Source organism: Parvibaculum sp. (assembly GCF_046297875.1).
Classification (GTDB): domain Bacteria; phylum Pseudomonadota; class Alphaproteobacteria; order Parvibaculales; family Parvibaculaceae; genus Parvibaculum.
This window is the reverse complement of the sequence record NZ_JBKBHD010000001.1, coordinates 1,079,829-1,098,002: the sequence shown is the minus strand read 5'-3', so window position 1 is coordinate 1,098,002 and position 18,174 is coordinate 1,079,829. Positions and strand designations below refer to the sequence as shown.

19 protein-coding genes are annotated in these 18,174 nt (G+C 63.3%); 1 reads left to right on the top strand and 18 read right to left on the bottom strand.

Features of this window, described 5'->3' with window-relative positions; genetic code table 11:
• The first annotated feature begins 27 nt into the window (after positions 1-27).
• Positions 28-324: a putative quinol monooxygenase gene (locus tag ACK4FH_RS05465; RefSeq protein ID WP_409811651.1), complete on the top strand. Its 297-nt coding sequence runs from the start codon at positions 28-30 to the stop codon at positions 322-324.
• Positions 325-687: 363 nt separating this feature from the next.
• Here ACK4FH_RS05465 and ACK4FH_RS05460 read toward each other — a convergent pair whose 3' ends face one another.
• From ACK4FH_RS05460 to ffh, 18 genes are all read right to left on the bottom strand, one after another.
• Positions 688-1,011, bottom strand: coding sequence for a hypothetical protein (locus tag ACK4FH_RS05460; protein ID WP_409811649.1), 324 nt, complete (start codon positions 1,009-1,011; stop codon positions 688-690).
• A gap of 7 nt (positions 1,012-1,018) precedes the next feature.
• Entirely contained in the window at positions 1,019-1,798 is a 780-nt protein-coding gene (locus ACK4FH_RS05455) for a succinate dehydrogenase iron-sulfur subunit (protein WP_409811647.1), read from the bottom strand.
• Positions 1,799-1,903: 105 nt separating this feature from the next.
• Positions 1,904-3,694 (bottom strand): succinate dehydrogenase flavoprotein subunit, encoded by a 1,791-nt coding sequence (gene sdhA, locus ACK4FH_RS05450; protein WP_409811646.1) that lies wholly within the window; start codon positions 3,692-3,694, stop codon positions 1,904-1,906.
• A gap of 28 nt (positions 3,695-3,722) precedes the next feature.
• A complete protein-coding gene (gene sdhD, locus ACK4FH_RS05445; protein WP_409811644.1) occupies positions 3,723-4,118 on the bottom strand; it encodes a succinate dehydrogenase, hydrophobic membrane anchor protein in 396 nt (131 codons plus the stop codon).
• Positions 4,118-4,525, bottom strand: a complete 408-nt coding sequence (sdhC, locus tag ACK4FH_RS05440) for a succinate dehydrogenase, cytochrome b556 subunit (protein ID WP_409811642.1) — start codon at positions 4,523-4,525, stop codon at positions 4,118-4,120. Before sdhC ends, sdhD begins: the two co-directional genes overlap by 1 nt.
• A 250-nt stretch (positions 4,526-4,775) precedes the next feature.
• Positions 4,776-5,369 (bottom strand): PAS domain-containing protein, encoded by a 594-nt coding sequence (locus ACK4FH_RS05435; protein WP_409811640.1) that lies wholly within the window; start codon positions 5,367-5,369, stop codon positions 4,776-4,778.
• A 64-nt stretch (positions 5,370-5,433) separates the two neighbouring features.
• Positions 5,434-6,483, bottom strand: coding sequence for a MaoC family dehydratase (locus ACK4FH_RS05430; RefSeq protein ID WP_409811639.1), 1,050 nt, complete (start codon positions 6,481-6,483; stop codon positions 5,434-5,436).
• Positions 6,480-7,370 (bottom strand): HpcH/HpaI aldolase/citrate lyase family protein, encoded by an 891-nt coding sequence (locus tag ACK4FH_RS05425; protein ID WP_409811638.1) that lies wholly within the window; start codon positions 7,368-7,370, stop codon positions 6,480-6,482. The genes ACK4FH_RS05430 and ACK4FH_RS05425 overlap by 4 nt, the downstream gene beginning before the upstream one ends.
• Before the next feature lie 89 nt (positions 7,371-7,459).
• Positions 7,460-9,610 (bottom strand): ammonium transporter, encoded by a 2,151-nt coding sequence (amt, locus tag ACK4FH_RS05420; RefSeq protein ID WP_409811637.1) that lies wholly within the window; start codon positions 9,608-9,610, stop codon positions 7,460-7,462.
• 226 nt (positions 9,611-9,836) lie between these two features.
• Positions 9,837-10,859 carry an aspartate-semialdehyde dehydrogenase gene (locus ACK4FH_RS05415; protein ID WP_409811635.1) on the bottom strand — a complete coding sequence of 341 codons (1,023 nt, stop codon included), beginning with the start codon at positions 10,857-10,859 and terminating at the stop codon, positions 9,837-9,839.
• 69 nt (positions 10,860-10,928) lie between these two features.
• Positions 10,929-12,035, bottom strand: coding sequence for a 3-isopropylmalate dehydrogenase (leuB, locus tag ACK4FH_RS05410; protein ID WP_409811633.1), 1,107 nt, complete (start codon positions 12,033-12,035; stop codon positions 10,929-10,931).
• A 131-nt stretch (positions 12,036-12,166) separates the two neighbouring features.
• Complete coding sequence (leuD, locus tag ACK4FH_RS05405; RefSeq protein WP_409811632.1) at positions 12,167-12,772, bottom strand: 3-isopropylmalate dehydratase small subunit; 606 nt, start codon at positions 12,770-12,772, stop codon at positions 12,167-12,169.
• A 1-nt stretch (position 12,773) separates the two neighbouring features.
• The gene (gene leuC / locus ACK4FH_RS05400; RefSeq protein ID WP_409815170.1) at positions 12,774-14,186 is read right to left on the bottom strand and encodes a 3-isopropylmalate dehydratase large subunit; all 1,413 of its coding nucleotides are present in this window, start codon (positions 14,184-14,186) and stop codon (positions 12,774-12,776) included.
• Between the two features lie 142 nt (positions 14,187-14,328).
• A complete protein-coding gene (rplS, locus tag ACK4FH_RS05395) occupies positions 14,329-14,718 on the bottom strand; it encodes a 50S ribosomal protein L19 (protein WP_409811631.1) in 390 nt (129 codons plus the stop codon).
• Between the two features lie 101 nt (positions 14,719-14,819).
• Positions 14,820-15,527 (bottom strand): tRNA (guanosine(37)-N1)-methyltransferase TrmD, encoded by a 708-nt coding sequence (gene trmD, locus ACK4FH_RS05390; RefSeq protein ID WP_409811630.1) that lies wholly within the window; start codon positions 15,525-15,527, stop codon positions 14,820-14,822.
• Positions 15,520-16,107, bottom strand: coding sequence for a ribosome maturation factor RimM (gene rimM / locus ACK4FH_RS05385; protein ID WP_409811629.1), 588 nt, complete (start codon positions 16,105-16,107; stop codon positions 15,520-15,522). The genes trmD and rimM overlap by 8 nt, the downstream gene beginning before the upstream one ends.
• Before the next feature lie 6 nt (positions 16,108-16,113).
• The gene (rpsP, locus tag ACK4FH_RS05380; protein WP_409811628.1) at positions 16,114-16,536 is read right to left on the bottom strand and encodes a 30S ribosomal protein S16; all 423 of its coding nucleotides are present in this window, start codon (positions 16,534-16,536) and stop codon (positions 16,114-16,116) included.
• A gap of 70 nt (positions 16,537-16,606) precedes the next feature.
• Complete coding sequence (gene ffh / locus ACK4FH_RS05375) at positions 16,607-18,118, bottom strand: signal recognition particle protein (RefSeq protein WP_409815167.1); 1,512 nt, start codon at positions 18,116-18,118, stop codon at positions 16,607-16,609.
• Positions 18,119-18,174: the final 56 nt, after the last annotated feature.

Sequence of the window (18,174 nt, the reverse complement as noted above, 5' to 3'; positions counted from 1 at the left end):
ATGCTCATGCCTGAAAAGGGGAACCCCATGATCGTGATTACAGGTGCGGCGCGCGTGGCCGAAGCGAACCGCGCCGCCTTCGAGAAAATAGCCGAGCGTCAGGTGCGCCTTTCCCGCGCCGAGGCAGGCAATATTTCCTATGCCTGTTTCGAGGACCGGATGGAGCCCGGCGGCTTCTTCTTCTACGAGGAGTGGCGGGACCGGGAGGCCGTCGACTTCCGTTTCGCGCAAGACTATTGCCACGAGTTCATGGCGGCCGCGCGGCGGCTCGCCGAGGCCGAACCGGAAATCGCGATCCGCGAAATCGTGGTAAATCGAACGTAAAACCATCCGGATGCGGAATGTTTGCGCCCGTTCACCAGGCGTTCAGGGATTTGCCCTTAGGCTTCTCCCATGCCGCGCTTCACAACCTCTTTTGCGGCGTGACTTCAAGGGCAAGGCCCCGGCTGCGTTGTTCGCCCCGGCACATCCTTCGCCTCAACAGGAACCCGGCCCGTCCCCCCGACGGCCGGGTTTTTTGTTTTGCCGCCCGCAGCGGCAAACGAGAGGCTGCCCCCTCACCCTTCCGCGGGCTGACGCCCGCTCCCTCCCTCTCCCCGCTGGGGAGAGGGAGGGAGCCGTCGAAGACGGCGGAAGGGTGAGGGGGCGCGGCTTAGGAGTCTTGTTCCGAAAGGAACCGCCGTTTCGTCACCCAGAGCGGCAGGGGCGCGCCCGTGAACCAGTAGATAAGCGGGCGGCGAGAACGCGGAACGGTGAGCGGAGAAGCGCACGGGGTTCGGTTTCGAGATCATCCACATAATCTTCGACCGGAAGGATCAGCATGCGGGCGGCTTCCGCATCATGCTCGAAGACATGCACTTCGATCCCTCCAGACGCCATGACGAAGAACCAGTTGTTGCGGATGTGATGAAATGCAGGCGCCGCCGACGGTATCCCGTAGGCGGCGAGCATGGCGCGAATACAGACTGTCGCGATGGAAAAGCCGACATGGAGCGGAACGAGCCGCGCCATGCGTGGCTTAGGCCTGACGCTCCACCATCATCTTCTTGATTTCCGCGATGGCCTTGGCGGGGTTGAGACCCTTGGGGCAGGTTTTCGCGCAATTCATGATGGTGTGGCAGCGATAGAGGCGGAAGGGATCTTCAAGCGCATCGAGGCGCTCGCCGGTTGCCTCGTCGCGGCTGTCGATCAGCCAGCGATAGGCCTGGAGAAGTGCGGCGGGGCCGAGATAGCGGTCGCCGTTCCACCAATAGGAGGGGCAGGAGGTCGAGCAGCAGGCGCAGAGAATGCACTCGTAAAGACCGTCGAGCTTTTCGCGGTCTTCATGGCTCTGGCGCCATTCCTTTTCCGGCGAGGGCGACTTCGTCTGCAGATAAGGCTCGATAAAGGCGTGCTGCGCATAGAAATTGGTGAGGTCGGGCACGAGGTCCTTGATCACCGGCATATGCGGCAGCGGATAGATCTTCACATCGCCCTTCACCTCGTCGATGCCCTTGGTGCAGGCAAGCGTGTTCGCGCCGTCGATATTCATGGCGCAGGAACCGCAAATGCCCTCGCGGCAGGAGCGGCGGAAGGTGAGCGTCTGGTCTATCTCGTTCTTGATCTTGATGAGCGCGTCGAGAACCATCGGCCCGCACTTGTCGAGATCGACTTCGTACGTGTCGATGGTCGGATTGGCGCCGTCATCGGGCGACCAGCGATAGACGCGGAACCGCTTGACGTTTTTTGCGCCGGGCTCGGCCTTGAAGGTCTTGCCCTCGCTCATCGTGGAATTTTTCGGCAGTCGGAACTGGACCATTTTTTTGTTCCCGAACCGGACACGCGCTTTTGCGCCGTCCTGTTTCACTCACTTCTCAATTTTCGTCATGACCCGGCTTGTCCGGGTCATGACGGATAGGGGTACTCAGTACACGCGCGCCTTTGGCTTGATGTATTCGATATCGTTGGAGAGCGTATAGGCATGCACCGGCCGGTAGTCGATGGCGGGCTTGCCCTTTTCGTCGACCCAGCAAAGCGTGTGCTTCATCCAGTTTGCATCGTCGCGCTCCGGGAAATCCTCGCGCGCATGGGCGCCGCGGCTTTCCTGACGGTTGACCGCGCCTTCGACCGTCGCCACCGCCTGCACGATGAGATTGTCGAATTCGAGCGTCTCGATAAGATCGGAATTCCAGATCAGCGAGCGGTCGGTGACGCGGATATCCGGGATTCCGGCGACGACATCGGCAACGCGCTTGCGGCCTGATTCGAGCGTCTCGCCGGTGCGGAACACGGCGACGTCTTCCTGCATGGCGCGCTGCATGGTGAGGCGGAGTTCCGCCGTCGGCGTCGAGCCCTTGGCATTGCGGTAACGGTCGAGGCGCTCGATGGCGATTTCGCCCGAACCCTTCTGGAGTTCCGGCTGGCGCTGTCCGGGCTCGACAAGCTCTGCGGCGCGGAGCCCCGCGGCGCGGCCGAACACGACAAGGTCGATCAGCGAGTTGGAGCCGAGGCGGTTTGCGCCATGGACCGAGACGCAGGCTGCCTCGCCGATGGCCATGAGGCCCGGCACCACCGTATCCGGGTTGCCGTTCTTCAGCGTCAGCACTTCGCCGTGGAAGTTCGTCGGGATGCCGCCCATGTTGTAATGCACGGTCGGAAGCACCGGGATCGGCTCCTTCGTGACATCGACGCCCGCGAAGATGCGTGCGCTCTCCGAAATGCCGGGCAGGCGCTCGGCAAGGATCGCCGGATCGAGATGGTCGAGATGGAGATGGATGTGATCCTTCTCCGCGCCGACGCCGCGCCCTTCGCGGATTTCGACCGTCATCGAGCGCGAGACGACGTCGCGGGACGCAAGGTCCTTCGCCGACGGCGCATAACGCTCCATGAAGCGTTCGCCTTCGGAGTTGGTGAGATAGCCGCCTTCGCCGCGCGCGCCCTCGGTGATGAGGCAGCCCGCGCCATAGATGCCGGTCGGATGGAACTGCACGAATTCCATGTCCTGCAGCGGGAGCCCTGCGCGCAGCACCATCGCATTGCCGTCGCCCGTGCAGGTGTGGGCGGAGGTCGCCGAGAAATAGGCGCGGCCATAGCCGCCGGTTGCGAGAATGACGAGCGAGGCGCGGAAGCGGTGGATTTCGCCCGTCGCCATGTCGAGCGCGACGACGCCGCGGCATTGGCCTTCGGCATCCATGATGAGGTCGATGGCGAAATATTCGATGTAGAACTCGGCCTTGTGGCGGACGGATTGGCCGTAAAGCGTGTGCAGGATGGCGTGACCCGTGCGGTCGGCGGCGGCGCAGGTGCGCTGCGCGATACCTTCGCCGAAATTCGTCGTCATGCCGCCGAAGGGGCGCTGATAGATCTTGCCTTCTTCCGTGCGCGAGAAGGGCACGCCGAAATGCTCGAGCTCATAGACGGCTTCGGGCGCCTGGCGGCAGAGATATTCGATCGCGTCCTGGTCGCCGAGCCAGTCCGAACCCTTCACCGTGTCATACATGTGCCAGCGCCAATCGTCCGGCCCCATATTGCCGAGCGAGGCGGAGATGCCGCCCTGCGCCGCGACAGTGTGGCTGCGGGTCGGGAACACCTTGGTGATGTTCGCCGTGCGCAGGCCCTTCTCGACGCAGCCAAGCGTCGCGCGAAGACCCGCGCCGCCCGCACCGACGACAACGACGTCGAATGTATGATCGTGGAACTCGTATGCAGCCGTCATGAGCTTGGTCTCGACGATAGAGGAATGGTCAGGCGCTGAAGCCGATTTTCGCCACCGCATAGATGCAGGCGATACCGGCGGCATAGGCGAAGAAGGTGTTGGCGATGAGCGCCAGCGCGCGGAGCCGGTCGCCCGTCACATAGTCTTCGATGACGATCTGCATGCCGATGCGCATATGCATGATCGCGGCGCCGATCAGGCCGAGCGCGGCTATGGCGACGAGCGGATTGCCGAGCCAGGCGCGCGCCGTCTGATAGTCGGCGCCGGTGAGCGCGACGACGAAGCCTGCGAAGAAGAGAAAGAGCGGCACCATCGCAAGCGCGGTGACGCGCTGGCGGATATGGTCGCGCGTGCCCGATTTCGCGGAGCCCCGGCCCAGCACGCGGCCAAAGGGTGTGCGCATGTCGTTCTTCGAAGCGGACATCAGATCGCCCCCCGCATGGAAAAGATCACGGCCCAGACGGCAATCGTGCCGGCAGCGCCGAGAAGGGCGGCGGCCCAGCTCAGCTTGTTTGCGCTTTCGGGCGAGGTCGCGACGATCTCGTCCCAGAAGAAATAGCGGATGCCGCTGAAAAGATGATGGAGCAGCGCCCATGTGTAGCCGATAAGGACGAGCTGGCCGAACCACGAACCGGCGATCGCCTGGAAGGCGGCATAGGCTTCAGGGCCCGTCGCCGCCGCGATCAGCCACCATGCGACCAGCGCCGAACCGGCATAAAGGCCGGCGCCGGTGATGCGATGGATGATCGACATCGCCATGGTGATCGTGAAGCGATAGACCTGCAGGTGCGGAGAGAGCGGCCGGGCTACGGCCTGTCGCTGTTCAGCCATCCGAAAGAACCCCGTTCGGGCAACATGAGAAATGGCGGCCCCGGACGGGACCGCGAAAGTCAGTCCGTTGTTTATCTCGCGTTGCCAGTGAAGGCAAATATCCTTGGGCTGCAAAAAAGCAAGGCCGGGCAAGGCGAAAAAGCTGCGGAAAACCTTGCGGCAGCGAGCCGGAGCAAAGATGCGAATGTCTCGCAACTAACGGCAGCGCAATCACCCGAAAACGATTCCCGGCGGCGATCGGCCGGGTGTCTCACAAAGGCGCGGTGCCGATGCTCGCCGGCGGCACGCCCGCGCCGATATCGAGCCAGTGCCAGACCGTCGAATGCTCGATCCGCTGGACGCCCGGCAGGTCATCCGAGGGCTTGGCCTCGAAATTCACGAAGATGCCGATGTGGTCGGGCGCACCGCCCGCCTTGGAGATCGGCAGGATCGTATATTCATAGTCGATGCGGCCGCCATTTTCCGCCGTTGCAGGCGTGCGCTGCCACAGCCCGCAGGGATGCCCGAGGCAGGCCATCACGCATTCATAGGCATAGGTGCGGATCGCCGGGTCGGCGAGCGAGAGATAATCGGCGCCGGTGAGATCGTGGCCGAAGAATTCGCGGAAGCCCGAGCCCGTCAGCCGGAAGGGGAGCGCGACCCTTTGCGGGTCCGGCTCGATGATCGCAAACCAGCGGGCAAAGGGCGCAATCAGCCGGAGATCGAGATCGGCGCGTGCCGGGACAGCACCATTGCGGCGCGCCGCTTCCCAGGCTTCCTCGAAGGCAATGCTTTCCGGCGAGCGCAACGAATGGCCGCGCTGGGGAGAACCCGAAACTGTGCTGGACGAAAGCATGACGGTCATCGCTGGAAGCCGATCCGAAACGGAGCCTAATCCCGGTTTGTAAAGCAGATATTAAAACCACGCATCAGCGGCGCGGAATGAGCGCCCAGTAGTCGAGGTCGAGGATCACGCCCTCCTCATAGCCCTTTTCCTTCACGCCCGGAAAATCGGCGCAAGGCCGGTCTTTCGTCGCGAAGGTACGAAGCCGGAGCGCGCCGATATCGCTGCGGCCTTTCAGCTCCGCCTTGTCGAGCACTTCCGTCCAGGCGAATACCGTGTCGCCGCCGAAGCAAGGCGCGACATGGCGCCCACCATTGATGGCGGCAACAAGGACCGCATTGCTGAGCCCGTTGAAGGAGAGCGCACGCGCCAGCGATATGACATGGCCGCCGTAGATGAGGCGGCGGCCGAAGCGGCCCTTTCCTTCCGTATACTGATTGAAATGGACTTTCGCGGTGTTCTGATAGAGCCGCGTCGCCATCATGTGTTCGGCTTCCTCGATGGTGATGCCGTCTGCATGGTCGATCTTCTCGCCAACTTCGTAATCGTCCCAGAGATGGGGCGAACCGGAGGCCCCCGTGTCGAAACCCTTGAAGGAGGTGCCGGCGGGCGCGACGAGATGTTCCGCGCCGACGGCGGCGGGCAGATGCGGCACGTCTTCTTCGGGTGCTTTTGCCGCCTTGTCGCGCTTTCTCACCATCACCCAGCGCACATAGTCGATGACGGTTTCATCTCGCTGGTTACGGCCCGTGGAGCGGACGTAGACGACGCCCGTCTCGCCATTGGAGTTTTCCTTGAGGCCGATCACCTTCGATTCCGTCGACAGCGTGTCGCCGGGAAAGACGGGCCTGAGGAACCGGCAATCGGCATAGCCGAGATTTGCGACCGCATTGAGCGAGACATCGGGCACCGTCTTGCCGAAGACGATGTGGAAGGCGAGCATGTCGTCGATGGGTGCCGTTGCATACCCGGCCTTGCGCGCAACTTCCGCGGATGACTGAAGCGAGAAGCGCGAACCGAACAGCGCCTGATAAAGCGCGGCATCGCCCTCCGTCACCGTACGCGGCGTCGCATGGCGCAACACCTGCCCGACCTTGAAATCCTCGAAGAAGTTTCCGGCGTTGGTCTTGGTCATGCTTCAAGCTCCGCGATCGCGTCGGCAATGGCGACAGTGCGCCTGGCGATTTCCGCATGAAGGATCTCGACCATCTTGCCGTCGACCTTCAGCACGCCCTTGCCCTTGTTCTCCGGCAGCTCGAAGGCCTCGATGGTCAGCCTCGCAAAGGCAACCGTTTCCGGATCCGGCGAGAAGATCGTGTTGCAGGGGCCGACCTGGCTCGGATGAATGAGCGTCTTGCCGTCGAAACCCATGTCGCGGCCCTGCTTGCAAATGGCGGCGAAGCCTTCGTCGTTCTTGATGTCGTTATAGACGCCATCGAGAATGACGAGGCCATAGGCGCGCGCGGCGACGAGCGCGAGGCCGAGCGAGGCGAGCATGGGCACGCGGTCCGGCGTGTGCGCGGCGCGAAGCTCCTTCGCAATATCGTTCGTGCCCATGACCCAGACCGACATGCGGCTGCCCGGCTCGCGCGCCTTCTGCGCGATCGACTGGATATTGAGCGTAGCAAGCGGCGTCTCGATCATGCACCAGAGCTGGAGGCCGGGCTTGGCGCCGGCGTCCGACAGTGCCTCTTCCGCGCGCTCGACATCGGAGGCCGAATTGATCTTCGGAACGAGGATCGCATGGGGGCCCGCCGCCACCGCCGCCTTGATGTCGTCGCGGCCCCAGGGCGTGTCGAGCCCGTTCACACGGATGACGATTTCGCGCTTGCCATAGCCGCCGCCCTTCACGGCGGCGCAGACCTGGGCGCGCGCCTCCTCCTTGGCGTCGGGCGCCACGGCGTCTTCCAGATCGAGGATCAGCGCATCGGCGGGAATTTCCTTCGCCTTGTCGAGCGCACGGGCATTCGACCCCGGCATGTAGAGAACGCTGCGGCGCGGGCGGGCGGCGATATCGGCCATCGGGAAACACTCCATTCGCTGAAAGGCGGATGGACACTATAAAGGCAGGTGCCTTCTGTGAAGGGGCCTTGGCCAATGAATGCCGGAATTCACCCCGCGAGGCGTTCGGTCCGCTTCAGCACGCGGGCATGCGGCATGCGAATGGTGATGACTGTGCCTTCGCCGGGCTCGGACTCGATGACGAGCGTTGCGCCATGCATCCGTGCCAGCGCCCGCGTCAGCGGCAGGCCGAGGCCCGTGCCTTCCGTCGTATAGATATTGCTGTCCTTGCCGATCTGGCGGAAGGGCTCGAGCGCGACCGGAATATCCTTCTTCGCCATGCCGATGCCCGTATCGGACACACGAAAAGCAAGGCGGTGGTCGGGCTCCATGAAACTTTCGAGCGCAATGCTGCCGCCCTTCGGCGTGAACTTGACTGCGTTCGAGACGAGATTGAGCAGGATCTGGCGGAGTGCGCGCTTGTCGGCCATGAGGAAGGGGAGCCCCTCCTCAATGGTGACGGTGAGCGCGACACCTGCCTCTTCCGAGCGATGCCGCATCATGCGTTCGCAGCTTGCGATGACCTCGGTCACGTCGAGCTCTTCCTCGTAAAGCTCGTAGCGGTCGGCCTCGATCTTGGAGAGATCGAGAATATCGTTTATGAGGCTGAGGAGATGGCTCGACGAGCGGTGGATATCCACCATGTAGTCCTTGTAGCGCTCGTTCTCGATCGGGCCGAACAGCTCGCCATTCATCACTTCGGAAAAGCCGATGATCGCATTGAGCGGCGTCCTGAGCTCATGGCTCATATTGGCGAGGAACTGGGACTTCGAGGCATTTGCCATTTCCGCCACGTCGCGCGCATCGCGCAGCTCGTTTGCCACCTGTTCGCGCCGCTTCACCTCGCTGTTGAACTTGTCGAGCACGAGATTGTAGCGCCGCGCCATTTCGCCCGCTTCCGTAAAGGGCTCGACGGGCACGGGCTTCGAGAAATCGCCCCGCGCGGCTTGCGCTTCCATCGCGCCCAGCACATCGAGAAGCGCAGAGGACGCGCCATGCTCGGCGAAGTTGAGACCGATCCGCTCTGCATCCGAAGAGACGCGGAGCGGCAAGAAAATGTCGATCACGCGCAGCACCACATAGGCGACCGTGAAGGCGAAGGCGCCGGCCGCCGCGACACCCGCAAGCTGCACGCCGAACTGCTCGATCCGCGTATGGCCATCGGGGAAGAAGGACGTCTCACCGAGAAGGGCGACTGCGAGCGTGCCCCAGATGCCGGCGGCAAGATGAACGGGCACGGCATCCACCGCATCGTCAATCTGAAGCCGCTGGAGAAGTTCGCTTGCGAGATAGCAGACAACGCCGCCGCCTGCGCCAATCAGCAGCGCACTCGATGTCGAGACCATGTGGCAGTTCGCCGTGATGGCGACGAGGCCGGCGAGCACGCCATTGAGCGCGCCCTGCACTTCCGGCACACCGTGGCGCACCCAGCCGATGCCGATGACGGCGAGCCCGCCTGCGGCGGCGGCGAGCATGGTGTGGACGAGGATGAAGGGCACGGAGGTGTTGAGCGCGAGCGTGGAGCCGCCATTGAAGCCGAACCAGCCGATCCACAAGAGGAACATGCCGAGCGTCGCCATCGGCATGTCGTGGCCTTCGATGCGGCGGCCATCCGGCCCGAAGCGTCCGAGGCGCGGGCCCAGCACGAGCACCGCGGCGAGCGCCATCCAGCCGCCAATGGAGTGAACGACAGTCGAGCCCGCGAAGTCGATGAAGCCGAGCTTCTCGAGCCAGCCCTGCGCCTCGCCCGCCAGCACACCGCCCCAGGCCCAATGGCCGAAGACGGGATAGATCAGCATGGAGAGCACGGCTGCCGTGATCGCATAGCCGCGAAAGCTCATGCGCTCGGCAACGGCGCCGGAGACGATGGTGGTGGAGGTGGAGCAGAAGGCGAGCTGGAAGAAGAAGAAGGCCATGAGCCAGGCTGTGGCCGGACTGCCATCCGGCGCGCCGTCAAAGGCAAAGCCCGTCATACCGAGATAGCCGCCGGCGCTCAGCCCGAACATCATGCCGAAACCGACAAGCCAGAAGCCGACGCCCGCGACGCAGAAATCCATCACGTTCTTGACGGCGACATTGATCGAATTCTTGGCGCGGACGAGGCCGGACTCGAAGCAGGCAAATCCCGCCTGCATCAAAAGCACGAGCACGGTGCAGATCAGGATCCACACCGTATCGATCGATTGCACAACGCTGCCCACTACGCGCCCCCATTACCGACGTGACGGGACGAGTATCGGAGTGAAAGGTAAATTTTCTTTCTGGATGCAGCGCAACAGGATGCGAAAAGCTGCGGAAATCCTGCACATTTTTTGTGCATGGATTGCAGGAAGGTTAATTCTAGAACGTCAGGGGACGGAAGATTCCCCCTCACCCTTCCCACCGCCGCTTCGCGGCGATGGGAAGGGTGAGGGGCGACGCGGCCTCTTACGCCGCCTTCTTCAGATAGCGCGCGCCGAGAATTTCCGCGATCTGCACAGCGTTGAGCGCGGCGCCCTTGCGCAGATTGTCGGAGACGACCCAGATATTGAGGCCGTTCTCTATCGTCGGATCGACGCGGATGCGGCTCACATAGGTCGCATATTCGCCGACGCTTTCGATGGGCGTGACATAGCCGCCATCCTCGCGCTTGTCGACGACGAGGCAGCCCGGCGCCTCGCGCAGGATATCGCGCGCTTCGTCGTCGGAGATCGGCCGCTCGAACTCGATATTGATCGCTTCCGAATGGCCGACAAAGACGGGCACGCGCACGCAGGTTGCCGTCACCTTGATCTTCGGATCGAGAATCTTCTTCGTCTCGACCGTCATCTTCCATTCTTCCTTCGTCTGCCCATCCTCCATGAACTCGTCGATATGAGGGATGACGTTGAAGGCGATCTGCTTGGTGAAATTCTCGATGACGAGATTGTCATTGACGAAAATCGCGCGCGTCTGCGTGAAAAGCTCGTCCATCGCCTCCTTGCCCGCGCCCGAAACCGACTGATAGGTCGAGACGACGATTCGGCGGATGCCTGCTGCGTCATGCAAGGGCTTCAGCGCCACGACCATCTGCGCCGTCGAGCAATTGGGGTTCGCAATGATGTTCTTCTTCGTGTAGCCGGCAATCGCCGCCGCATTCACTTCCGGCACGATGAGCGGCACATCGGGGTCCATCCGCCACTTCGACGAATTGTCGATGACGACGCAGCCCTTGGCCGCGATCTTCGGCGCCCATTCGGCGGACATCACGCCCGATGTCGCCATCAGGCAGATGTCGATGCCCTTGAAGTCGTAAGCATCGAGGGTCTTCACCTTGAGCGTCCGGTCGCCATAGGACACTTCCGTGCCCTGGCTGCGGCGCGACGCCAGCGCCACGACTTCATCTGCCGGAAACTCGCGCTCGGCAAGAATGTTCAGCATCTCTTGGCCCACATTCCCCGTGGCGCCGAGAACGGCAATCTTGTAGCCCATGATCGTCTTCCTTCTTGAAGACCGCCTTGCCCGGAGCGGTCCTCCAACGGGTCAAGCGGCTATCGAATTTCAGGCATTCAACTTGTCGAGGGCGGCGAGGATGGCGACGCCCATTTCCTTCGTGCCGACTTTTTTCATGCCGGGCTGCATGATGTCGCCTGTGCGCAGCCCGCTGGCGAGCACATTGTCGACGGCTTTTTCGAGCAGGTCCGCATCGGCGCCGAGCTCGAAGGTGTAGCGGAGCGCCATCGCGAAGCTGAGGACGGACGCAATCGGATTAGCGGCGCCCGTGCCCGCAATATCCGGCGCGGAGCCATGCACCGGCTCGTACATGGCGCAGGCCTTGCCGCTGGCATCCTTCGCACCAAGCGAGGCCGAAGGCAGCATGCCGAGCGAGCCTGTCAGCATGGAGGCAATATCGGACAGCACGTCGCCGAAGAGATTGTCGGTGACGATCACGTCGAACTGCTTCGGGTTGCGCACGAGCTGCATGGCGCAATTGTCGGCGAGCATGTGCTCGAGCTTCACATCCGCGAACTTCTCCTTGTGGAGCTTCGAGACTTCCTCGTACCAGAGCACGCCCGACTTCATCACATTGCGCTTCTCGACCGACATGACGCGGTTACCGCGCTTCTTTGCGAGATCGAAGGCGACTTCCGCGATGCGGCGGATTTCGCTCGTCGTATAGACCTGCGTGTCGACGCCGCGGCGCTCGCCATTGCCGAGATCGGTGATTTCCTTCGGCTCGCCGAAATAGACGCCGCCTGTGAGCTCGCGCACGATCATGATATCGAGACCCTCGACGATCTCGCGCTTCAAGGACGAGGCATCGGCGAGCGCCGCGAAGCAGAGCGCGGGGCGCAGGTTTGCGAAGAGTTCGAGATCCTTGCGGAGGCGAAGCAGGCCCGCTTCCGGGCGGCCCTCATAAGGCACATTATCCCATTTCGGCCCGCCGACCGCGCCGAGCATGACGGCGTCCGCACGCTTCGCCTTCTCGACCGTCTCGTCTGTGACGGCGACGCCATGCGCGTCATAGCAGCAGCCGCCGACAAGCTCGTGCTCGACCTTCGCGTCGAACTTTCGGTTGTCGTTGTACCAGCCGATCACGCGTTCGACTTCGCCCATGACTTCCGGGCCGATGCCGTCGCCGGCGACGATGAGGATGTTTCTTGTCATTGGAGTCTCGGTCTTTCCCTATTCGTCATTGCCGGGCTTGACCCGGCAATCCAGAGCCACTTGCTCCCTGCCGGTCGCCCCTGGATGCCCGGATCAAGTCCGGGCATGACGAAACAATATAGTGTGAAGTCTCAAAGCCAGGGCGCGGCGGTTTCGAGCTTCTTTTCGAAGCCGGCGATCTTCTCGACCTTCTGCAGCGTGAGTCCGACGCCGTCGAGACCGTTCAGCATGCAATGCTTGCGGAAGGGATCGACATCGAACTGGATGACGCCGCCATCCGGGCCCCGGATTTCCTGCGCCTCGAGATCGATAGTGACGACGGCGTTCGACCCGCGCTCCGCATCGTCCATCAGCTTGTCGACTTCCGATTGCGGCAGCACGATGGGGAGAATGCCGTTCTGGAAGCAGTTGTTGTAGAAGATGTCGGCGAAGCTCGGCGCGATCACGCAGCGGATGCCGAAATCGAGCAACGCCCAGGGCGCATGTTCGCGCGACGAACCGCAGCCGAAATTCTCGCCGGTGACGAGAATCTGCGCATTGCGATAGGCCGGCTTGTTCAGCACGAAATCCGGTACCTCGTTGCCCTTGTCGTCATAGCGCATCTCGTCGAAGAGATTCTTGCCGAGCCCCGTGCGCTTGATCGTCTTCAGGAATTGCTTCGGGATGATCATGTCTGTATCGACATTGATGATCGGCAGCGGCGCCGCAACGCCCGTCAGCTTGTTGAACTTGTCCATCTCAGAGCCCTCGGTTCTTGAATTCGCGCACATCGACGAAGTGGCCCGCAATCGCCGCCGCCGCCGCCATGGCCGGCGAGACGAGATGCGTGCGGCCGCCGCGGCCCTGACGGCCTTCGAAATTGCGGTTTGACGTGGAGGCGCAACGCTCGCCGGGCGCCAGCTTGTCGGCATTCATGGCAAGGCACATGGAGCAGCCGGGCTCGCGCCATTCGAAGCCCGCTTCAAGGAAGATCCTGTCGAGGCCTTCCTTCTCCGCCTGTTCCTTCACAAGGCCGGAACCGGGCACGACCATCGCATTGACGGTGGAGGCAACCTTGCGGCCTTTGGCAATGGCGGCGGCGGCGCGCAGATCCTCGATGCGGCCATTGGTGCAGGAGCCGATGAAGACGCGGTCGATCTTGACGTCCACGATCGGCGTGCCGGGCGTGAGGCCCATATAGTCGAGCGCGCGCTGCATCGACTTCGCATGCGACGCGTCTGTCACGTCCTTCGGATCGGGAATGCGGTCCGTGATCTTGATGACGTTTTCCGGGCTCGTGCCCCAGGTGATGAGCGGCGGCAGGTCGGCGATGTCGATGGTGATTTCCTTGTCGAACGTCGCGCCTTCGTCCGACGGCAGCGTCTTCCAGTAGTCGACCGCCATCTCCCACGCCTTGCCCTTGGGCGCGCGCGGGCGGCCTTCGAGATAAGCGTAGGTCTTTTCATCCGGCGCGATGAGGCCGGCGCGGGCGCCGCCTTCGATCGTCATGTTGCAGACGGTCATGCGGCCTTCCATGGAAAGATCGCGGATCGCCTCGCCCGCATACTCGATGACATAGCCGGTGCCGCCCGCCGTGCCGATCTCGCCGATGATCGCGAGCACGATGTCCTTCGCGGTGAAGCCTTCCGGCGCCTTGCCCACCACATTGATGCGCATGTTCTTCGCCTTCGCCTGGATCAGCGTCTGCGTGGCGAGCACATGCTCGACCTCGGACGTGCCGATGCCATGCGCCAGCGCGCCGAAGGCGCCATGCGTGGAGGTGTGGCTGTCGCCGCAGACGATGGTGGTGCCGGGCAGCGTGAAGCCCTGTTCCGGCCCGACGATATGCACGATGCCCTGACGGATGTCGGACATTTCGAGATATTCGACACCAAAGTCGCGCGCATTCTGTTCCAGCGTCTCGACCTGGATGCGGCTTTCCTCATCCGCGATGCCATGTGCACGGTCGGTCGTCGGCACGTTGTGGTCGGCGACGGCGAGCGTCTTCTTCGGGGCGTGAACCTGGCGCTTGGCCATGCGCAGGCCCTCGAAGGCCTGCGGACTCGTCACTTCATGCACGAGATGACGGTCGATATAGAGCAGGCCCGTTCCGTCCTCGGCCATGTCGACCAGATGCGCGTCCCAGATCTTGTCGTACATGGTTCTCGGCATTGTGCGGGGCGACATTTTGCTTTCCTCGTCTTTTCAAAATCTTCTGTTCGGTGCCGGGCCGCTCATACGAAAAAAGCGGGCCCGGGCGCCATCTGAGCGCCCTGCCCGCTTTTCGAGACAGTCTCCGCGCAAGCGGACGAAATCAGGCGGCGCCGTTCTCTTTCGAGCGGTTCTTGTCCTGTTTCTCGGTAATTCGGGCGGCCTTACCGCGCAGACCGCGCAGGTAATAGAGCTTCGCGCGGCGCACACGGCCACGGCGCAGCACCTTGATGCTGTCGAGGAGCGGGCCATAAAGCGGGAAAACGCGCTCGACGCCTTCGCCGTAGGAAATCTTGCGGACCGTGAAGTTCTCGTTGATGCCGCCGCCGGCGCGGGCGATGCAGACGCCTTCATAGGCCTGGACGCGCTCGCGCGTGCCTTCGACCACCTTCACATTGACCTGCAGCGTGTCGCCGGGGGCGAAATCGGGGATGGTCTTGCCGTTGGTCAGCGTGGCCATCTGCTCCTGATCGAGCTGCTCGATGATATTCATGGGTCTCAACCTCGGATATGAAGGCGTTCGGGCAATTCTGGGGTCATCCCGGCCCGGAAGCGCGCTTCCCTAACACAAATAATGCTCATTGGCGACTGTCTTCAGGACCTTTCCCTGAGAAATTTCTCCCAGAGATCGGGCCGCCTTTCCCTTGTCGTCTCCTCGGCGCGGGCACGGCGCCATTCCTTAACCTTCTTATGGTCGCCGGAGGTCAGAACCGGCGGAATTCCGCGGCCTTCGAACTCCTGCGGCCGCGTATAATGCGGGTATTCCAGAAGCCAGCTTTCGAAGCTTTCTTCCTCGCCCGAGGCGTCCTTTCCCATCACCCCCGGCAGCAGCCGGATGACAGCATCGAGAAGGGCCAGAGCCGCCGGTTCCCCGCCCGACAGGACGAAATCCCCGAGGCTCACCTCCTCCATGTTGCGGGCCTCGATGACCCGCTGATCGAGCCCTTCGAAGCGGCCGCAAAGGAGCGTGACGCCCGGCCCCTCCGCCAGCTCCCGCACCCTTTGCTGGGTGAGGGGCCGCCCGCGCGGGCTCAGATAGATCAGCGGCCTTGCGTCACCTTGGCCGTGAACCGCATCGACCGCCGCCGCCACGACATCGGCCCGCATCACCATGCCCGGCCCGCCGCCTGCCGGCGTATCGTCGACCGAACGGTGCCGGTCCGTCGCGAAGCTGCGGATATCGACGGCCTCAAGCCGCCATATCCCCGCTTCGAGCGCGCGCCCCGCAAGCGAGACGCCCAAAGGCCCCGGAAACATCTCCGGGAAGAGCGTGAGGACCGTCGCAGACCAGCCTTCACTCATCACGCTCTCCCGCGCCGCCATCATCGCCATCGTCAAAGGTGCCGAGCGGCGGGTCGATCACGATCCGGCGCCCGTGAATATCGACCTCGAGGACATTCTCGTCCGTGAAGCCCATCAGCACCGTTTCGCCGCCCGCTTCCGGCGAAATATCGAGGAGGTCGCCCGCCCCGAAATTCTGCACCCCCACGACCCGGCCATAGACCCGCCCGTCGCTGCCCACCGCCTGACAGCCGGCGAGGTCGGCGTGATACCAGCCTTCCTCCTCGCCAGCCGTCTCCGGCAGGCGTTCGCGCGGCACATGAAGCTCCGTGCCCCGGAGCGCCTCCGCCGCATCGCGGTCGGCAATGCCTTCAAGACGGCAGAGCACGAGATCCTTGACCATGCCCTTCGCCTCGATGGCGAAATGCCGGGCGCCGTCCTTCGTCCCGACCGGGCCATAGGCGGCGATGCCTTCGGGCACTTCGGTGAAGGACTTGACCCGCACCAGCCCGCGCACGCCATGCGCGCCCACGATGACGCCCAGACAAACAGTAGGACCGGCCGTTTCGCGCTTGCCGTCAGCCATTGCCGCGATGTGCAAGCGTGATTACGCCTGCGCCTCTTCGGCGGGAGCTTCGGCAGGCGCTTCCTCGGCAGGCGCTTCGGCAGCGGCCTTGGCGGCAGCTTCGGCTTCTTCAGCCGCCATGCGGGCCGCTTCGAGACGCTCCTGCGCCTTCGCCTTCGGCTTCGACTTTTCCGGGTTGTTGCGCGCGGTGCGGTTATAGACGCCGGCATCCGTCAGGAAGCGGGCAACGCGGTCCGTCGGCAGCGCGCCGACGCCGAGCCAATGCTTCGCACGCTCGACATCGAGCGAAACGCGGGCGGCATCGTCCTTCGACAGCAGCGGGTTGAAGGTGCCGATCTTCTCGATGAAGCGGCCATCGCGGGGCGCGCGCGTATCGGCGACGACCACACGGTAGAAGGGACGCTTCTTGGCGCCGCCACGGGCGAGCCGGATCTTGAGAGCCATCTTGTCTTACCTTTCACTAGGACCGGCATCCAGGGCCGGGATTTCATTCATCCGTAAACGAATTAACTTGTCACTTTTTCTTCTTGCCGGACGGAAGCCCCGGAAGACCGGGCGGCATACCGCCGAAACCCGAACCGGGAAGCCCCGGCAACCCGCCGGGGCCGAGGCGCGGGAGCCCTTGCGGCACAAGCTTTTCCATCGCCTTCGGGTCCGCCGCCATCTCGGGCGGAATATCGGGCATGCTGCCGCCGAAGAGCTTCGACATGAGCCCGCCCTTCTGGCGGCCCATCGCCTTCATCATGTCCGCCATCTGGCGGTGCATCTTGAGCAGGCGGTTGATTTCCTGAACTTCCGTGCCCGAACCTCTGGCGATGCGTTTCTTGCGGCTCGCATTCAGCACTTTCGGGTCCTTGCGCTCATCCTTCGTCATGGACGAGATGATCGCGACCTGACGCTTGACCGTGCCGTCGCCCATATGCGCCTGCGCGGCCTGCATCTGTGCCTTGCCGACACCCGGCATCATGCCGAGCAGGCCCTTCATGCCGCCCATGCGGCTCATCTGGCGAAGCTGGTCGGCGAGATCGTCGAGATCGAACTGCCCCTTGCGGAGCTTCGCGGCCATCTGTTCGGCCTTCGCAGCATCGATTGTCTCGGCGGCCTTTTCGACAAGGCTGACAATATCGCCCATGCCGAGGATGCGGCCGGCCACGCGGTCGGCGCGGAAATCTTCGAGCGCATCCATCTTTTCGCCGGTGCCGAGCAGCTTGATCGGCACGCCGGTGACCGCGCGCATGGAAAGCGCGGCGCCGCCGCGCCCGTCGCCATCCGCGCGCGTCAGCACGATGCCGGTGACGCCGATGCGGGCATTGAACTGCTCGGCGACATTGACGGCATCCTGACCCGTCAGGCTGTCGGCGACGAGAAGCGTCTCGTGCGGGGCGGCGATGTCGCGCACCTGCGCGACCTCGGCCATCAACTCTTCATCGATATGGATGCGGCCCGCGGTGTCGAGCATCAGCACATCGAAGCCGCCGAGGCGGGCGGCTTCCACGGCGCGCTTTGCGATCTGCACCGGCTGCTGACCGGCGACGATGGGCAGCGTTGCGACATCCACCTGCTCGCCGAGAATGCGAAGCTGCTCCTGCGCGGCGGGGCGGCGCGTATCGAGGGAGGCCATCATCACCTTGCGCTTTTCGCGCGCGGTGAGGCGCTTCGCGATCTTCGCGGTCGATGTGGTTTTACCCGAGCCCTGGAGACCCACCATCATGATGACGACGGGCGAGGCCGCGCGCAGCGAGATCGAGGTGTCGGCTTCCGCCCCGCCCAGCATCTCCACCAGCTCGTCATGAACGATCTTGATGACCTGCTGGCCGGGCGTGACCGACTTCAGGACTTCATGGCCGATGGCGCGGGCCCGCACCTTGTCGATGAAGGACTTGGCGACCGGCAGCGCCACATCGGCCTCGAGCAGCGCCCGGCGGACCTCGCGCATGGCCTCGTCGACATCCTTCTCCCCAAGGGCGCCACGGCCCTTGAGCTTGGAAAGAACATCGCCGAGGCGGCCTGACAGGTTCTCGAACACTTCTAGGTCAAGTCCTTGCAACACAAAGCAAAATCGCTTCCGCGAGCGAATATCGC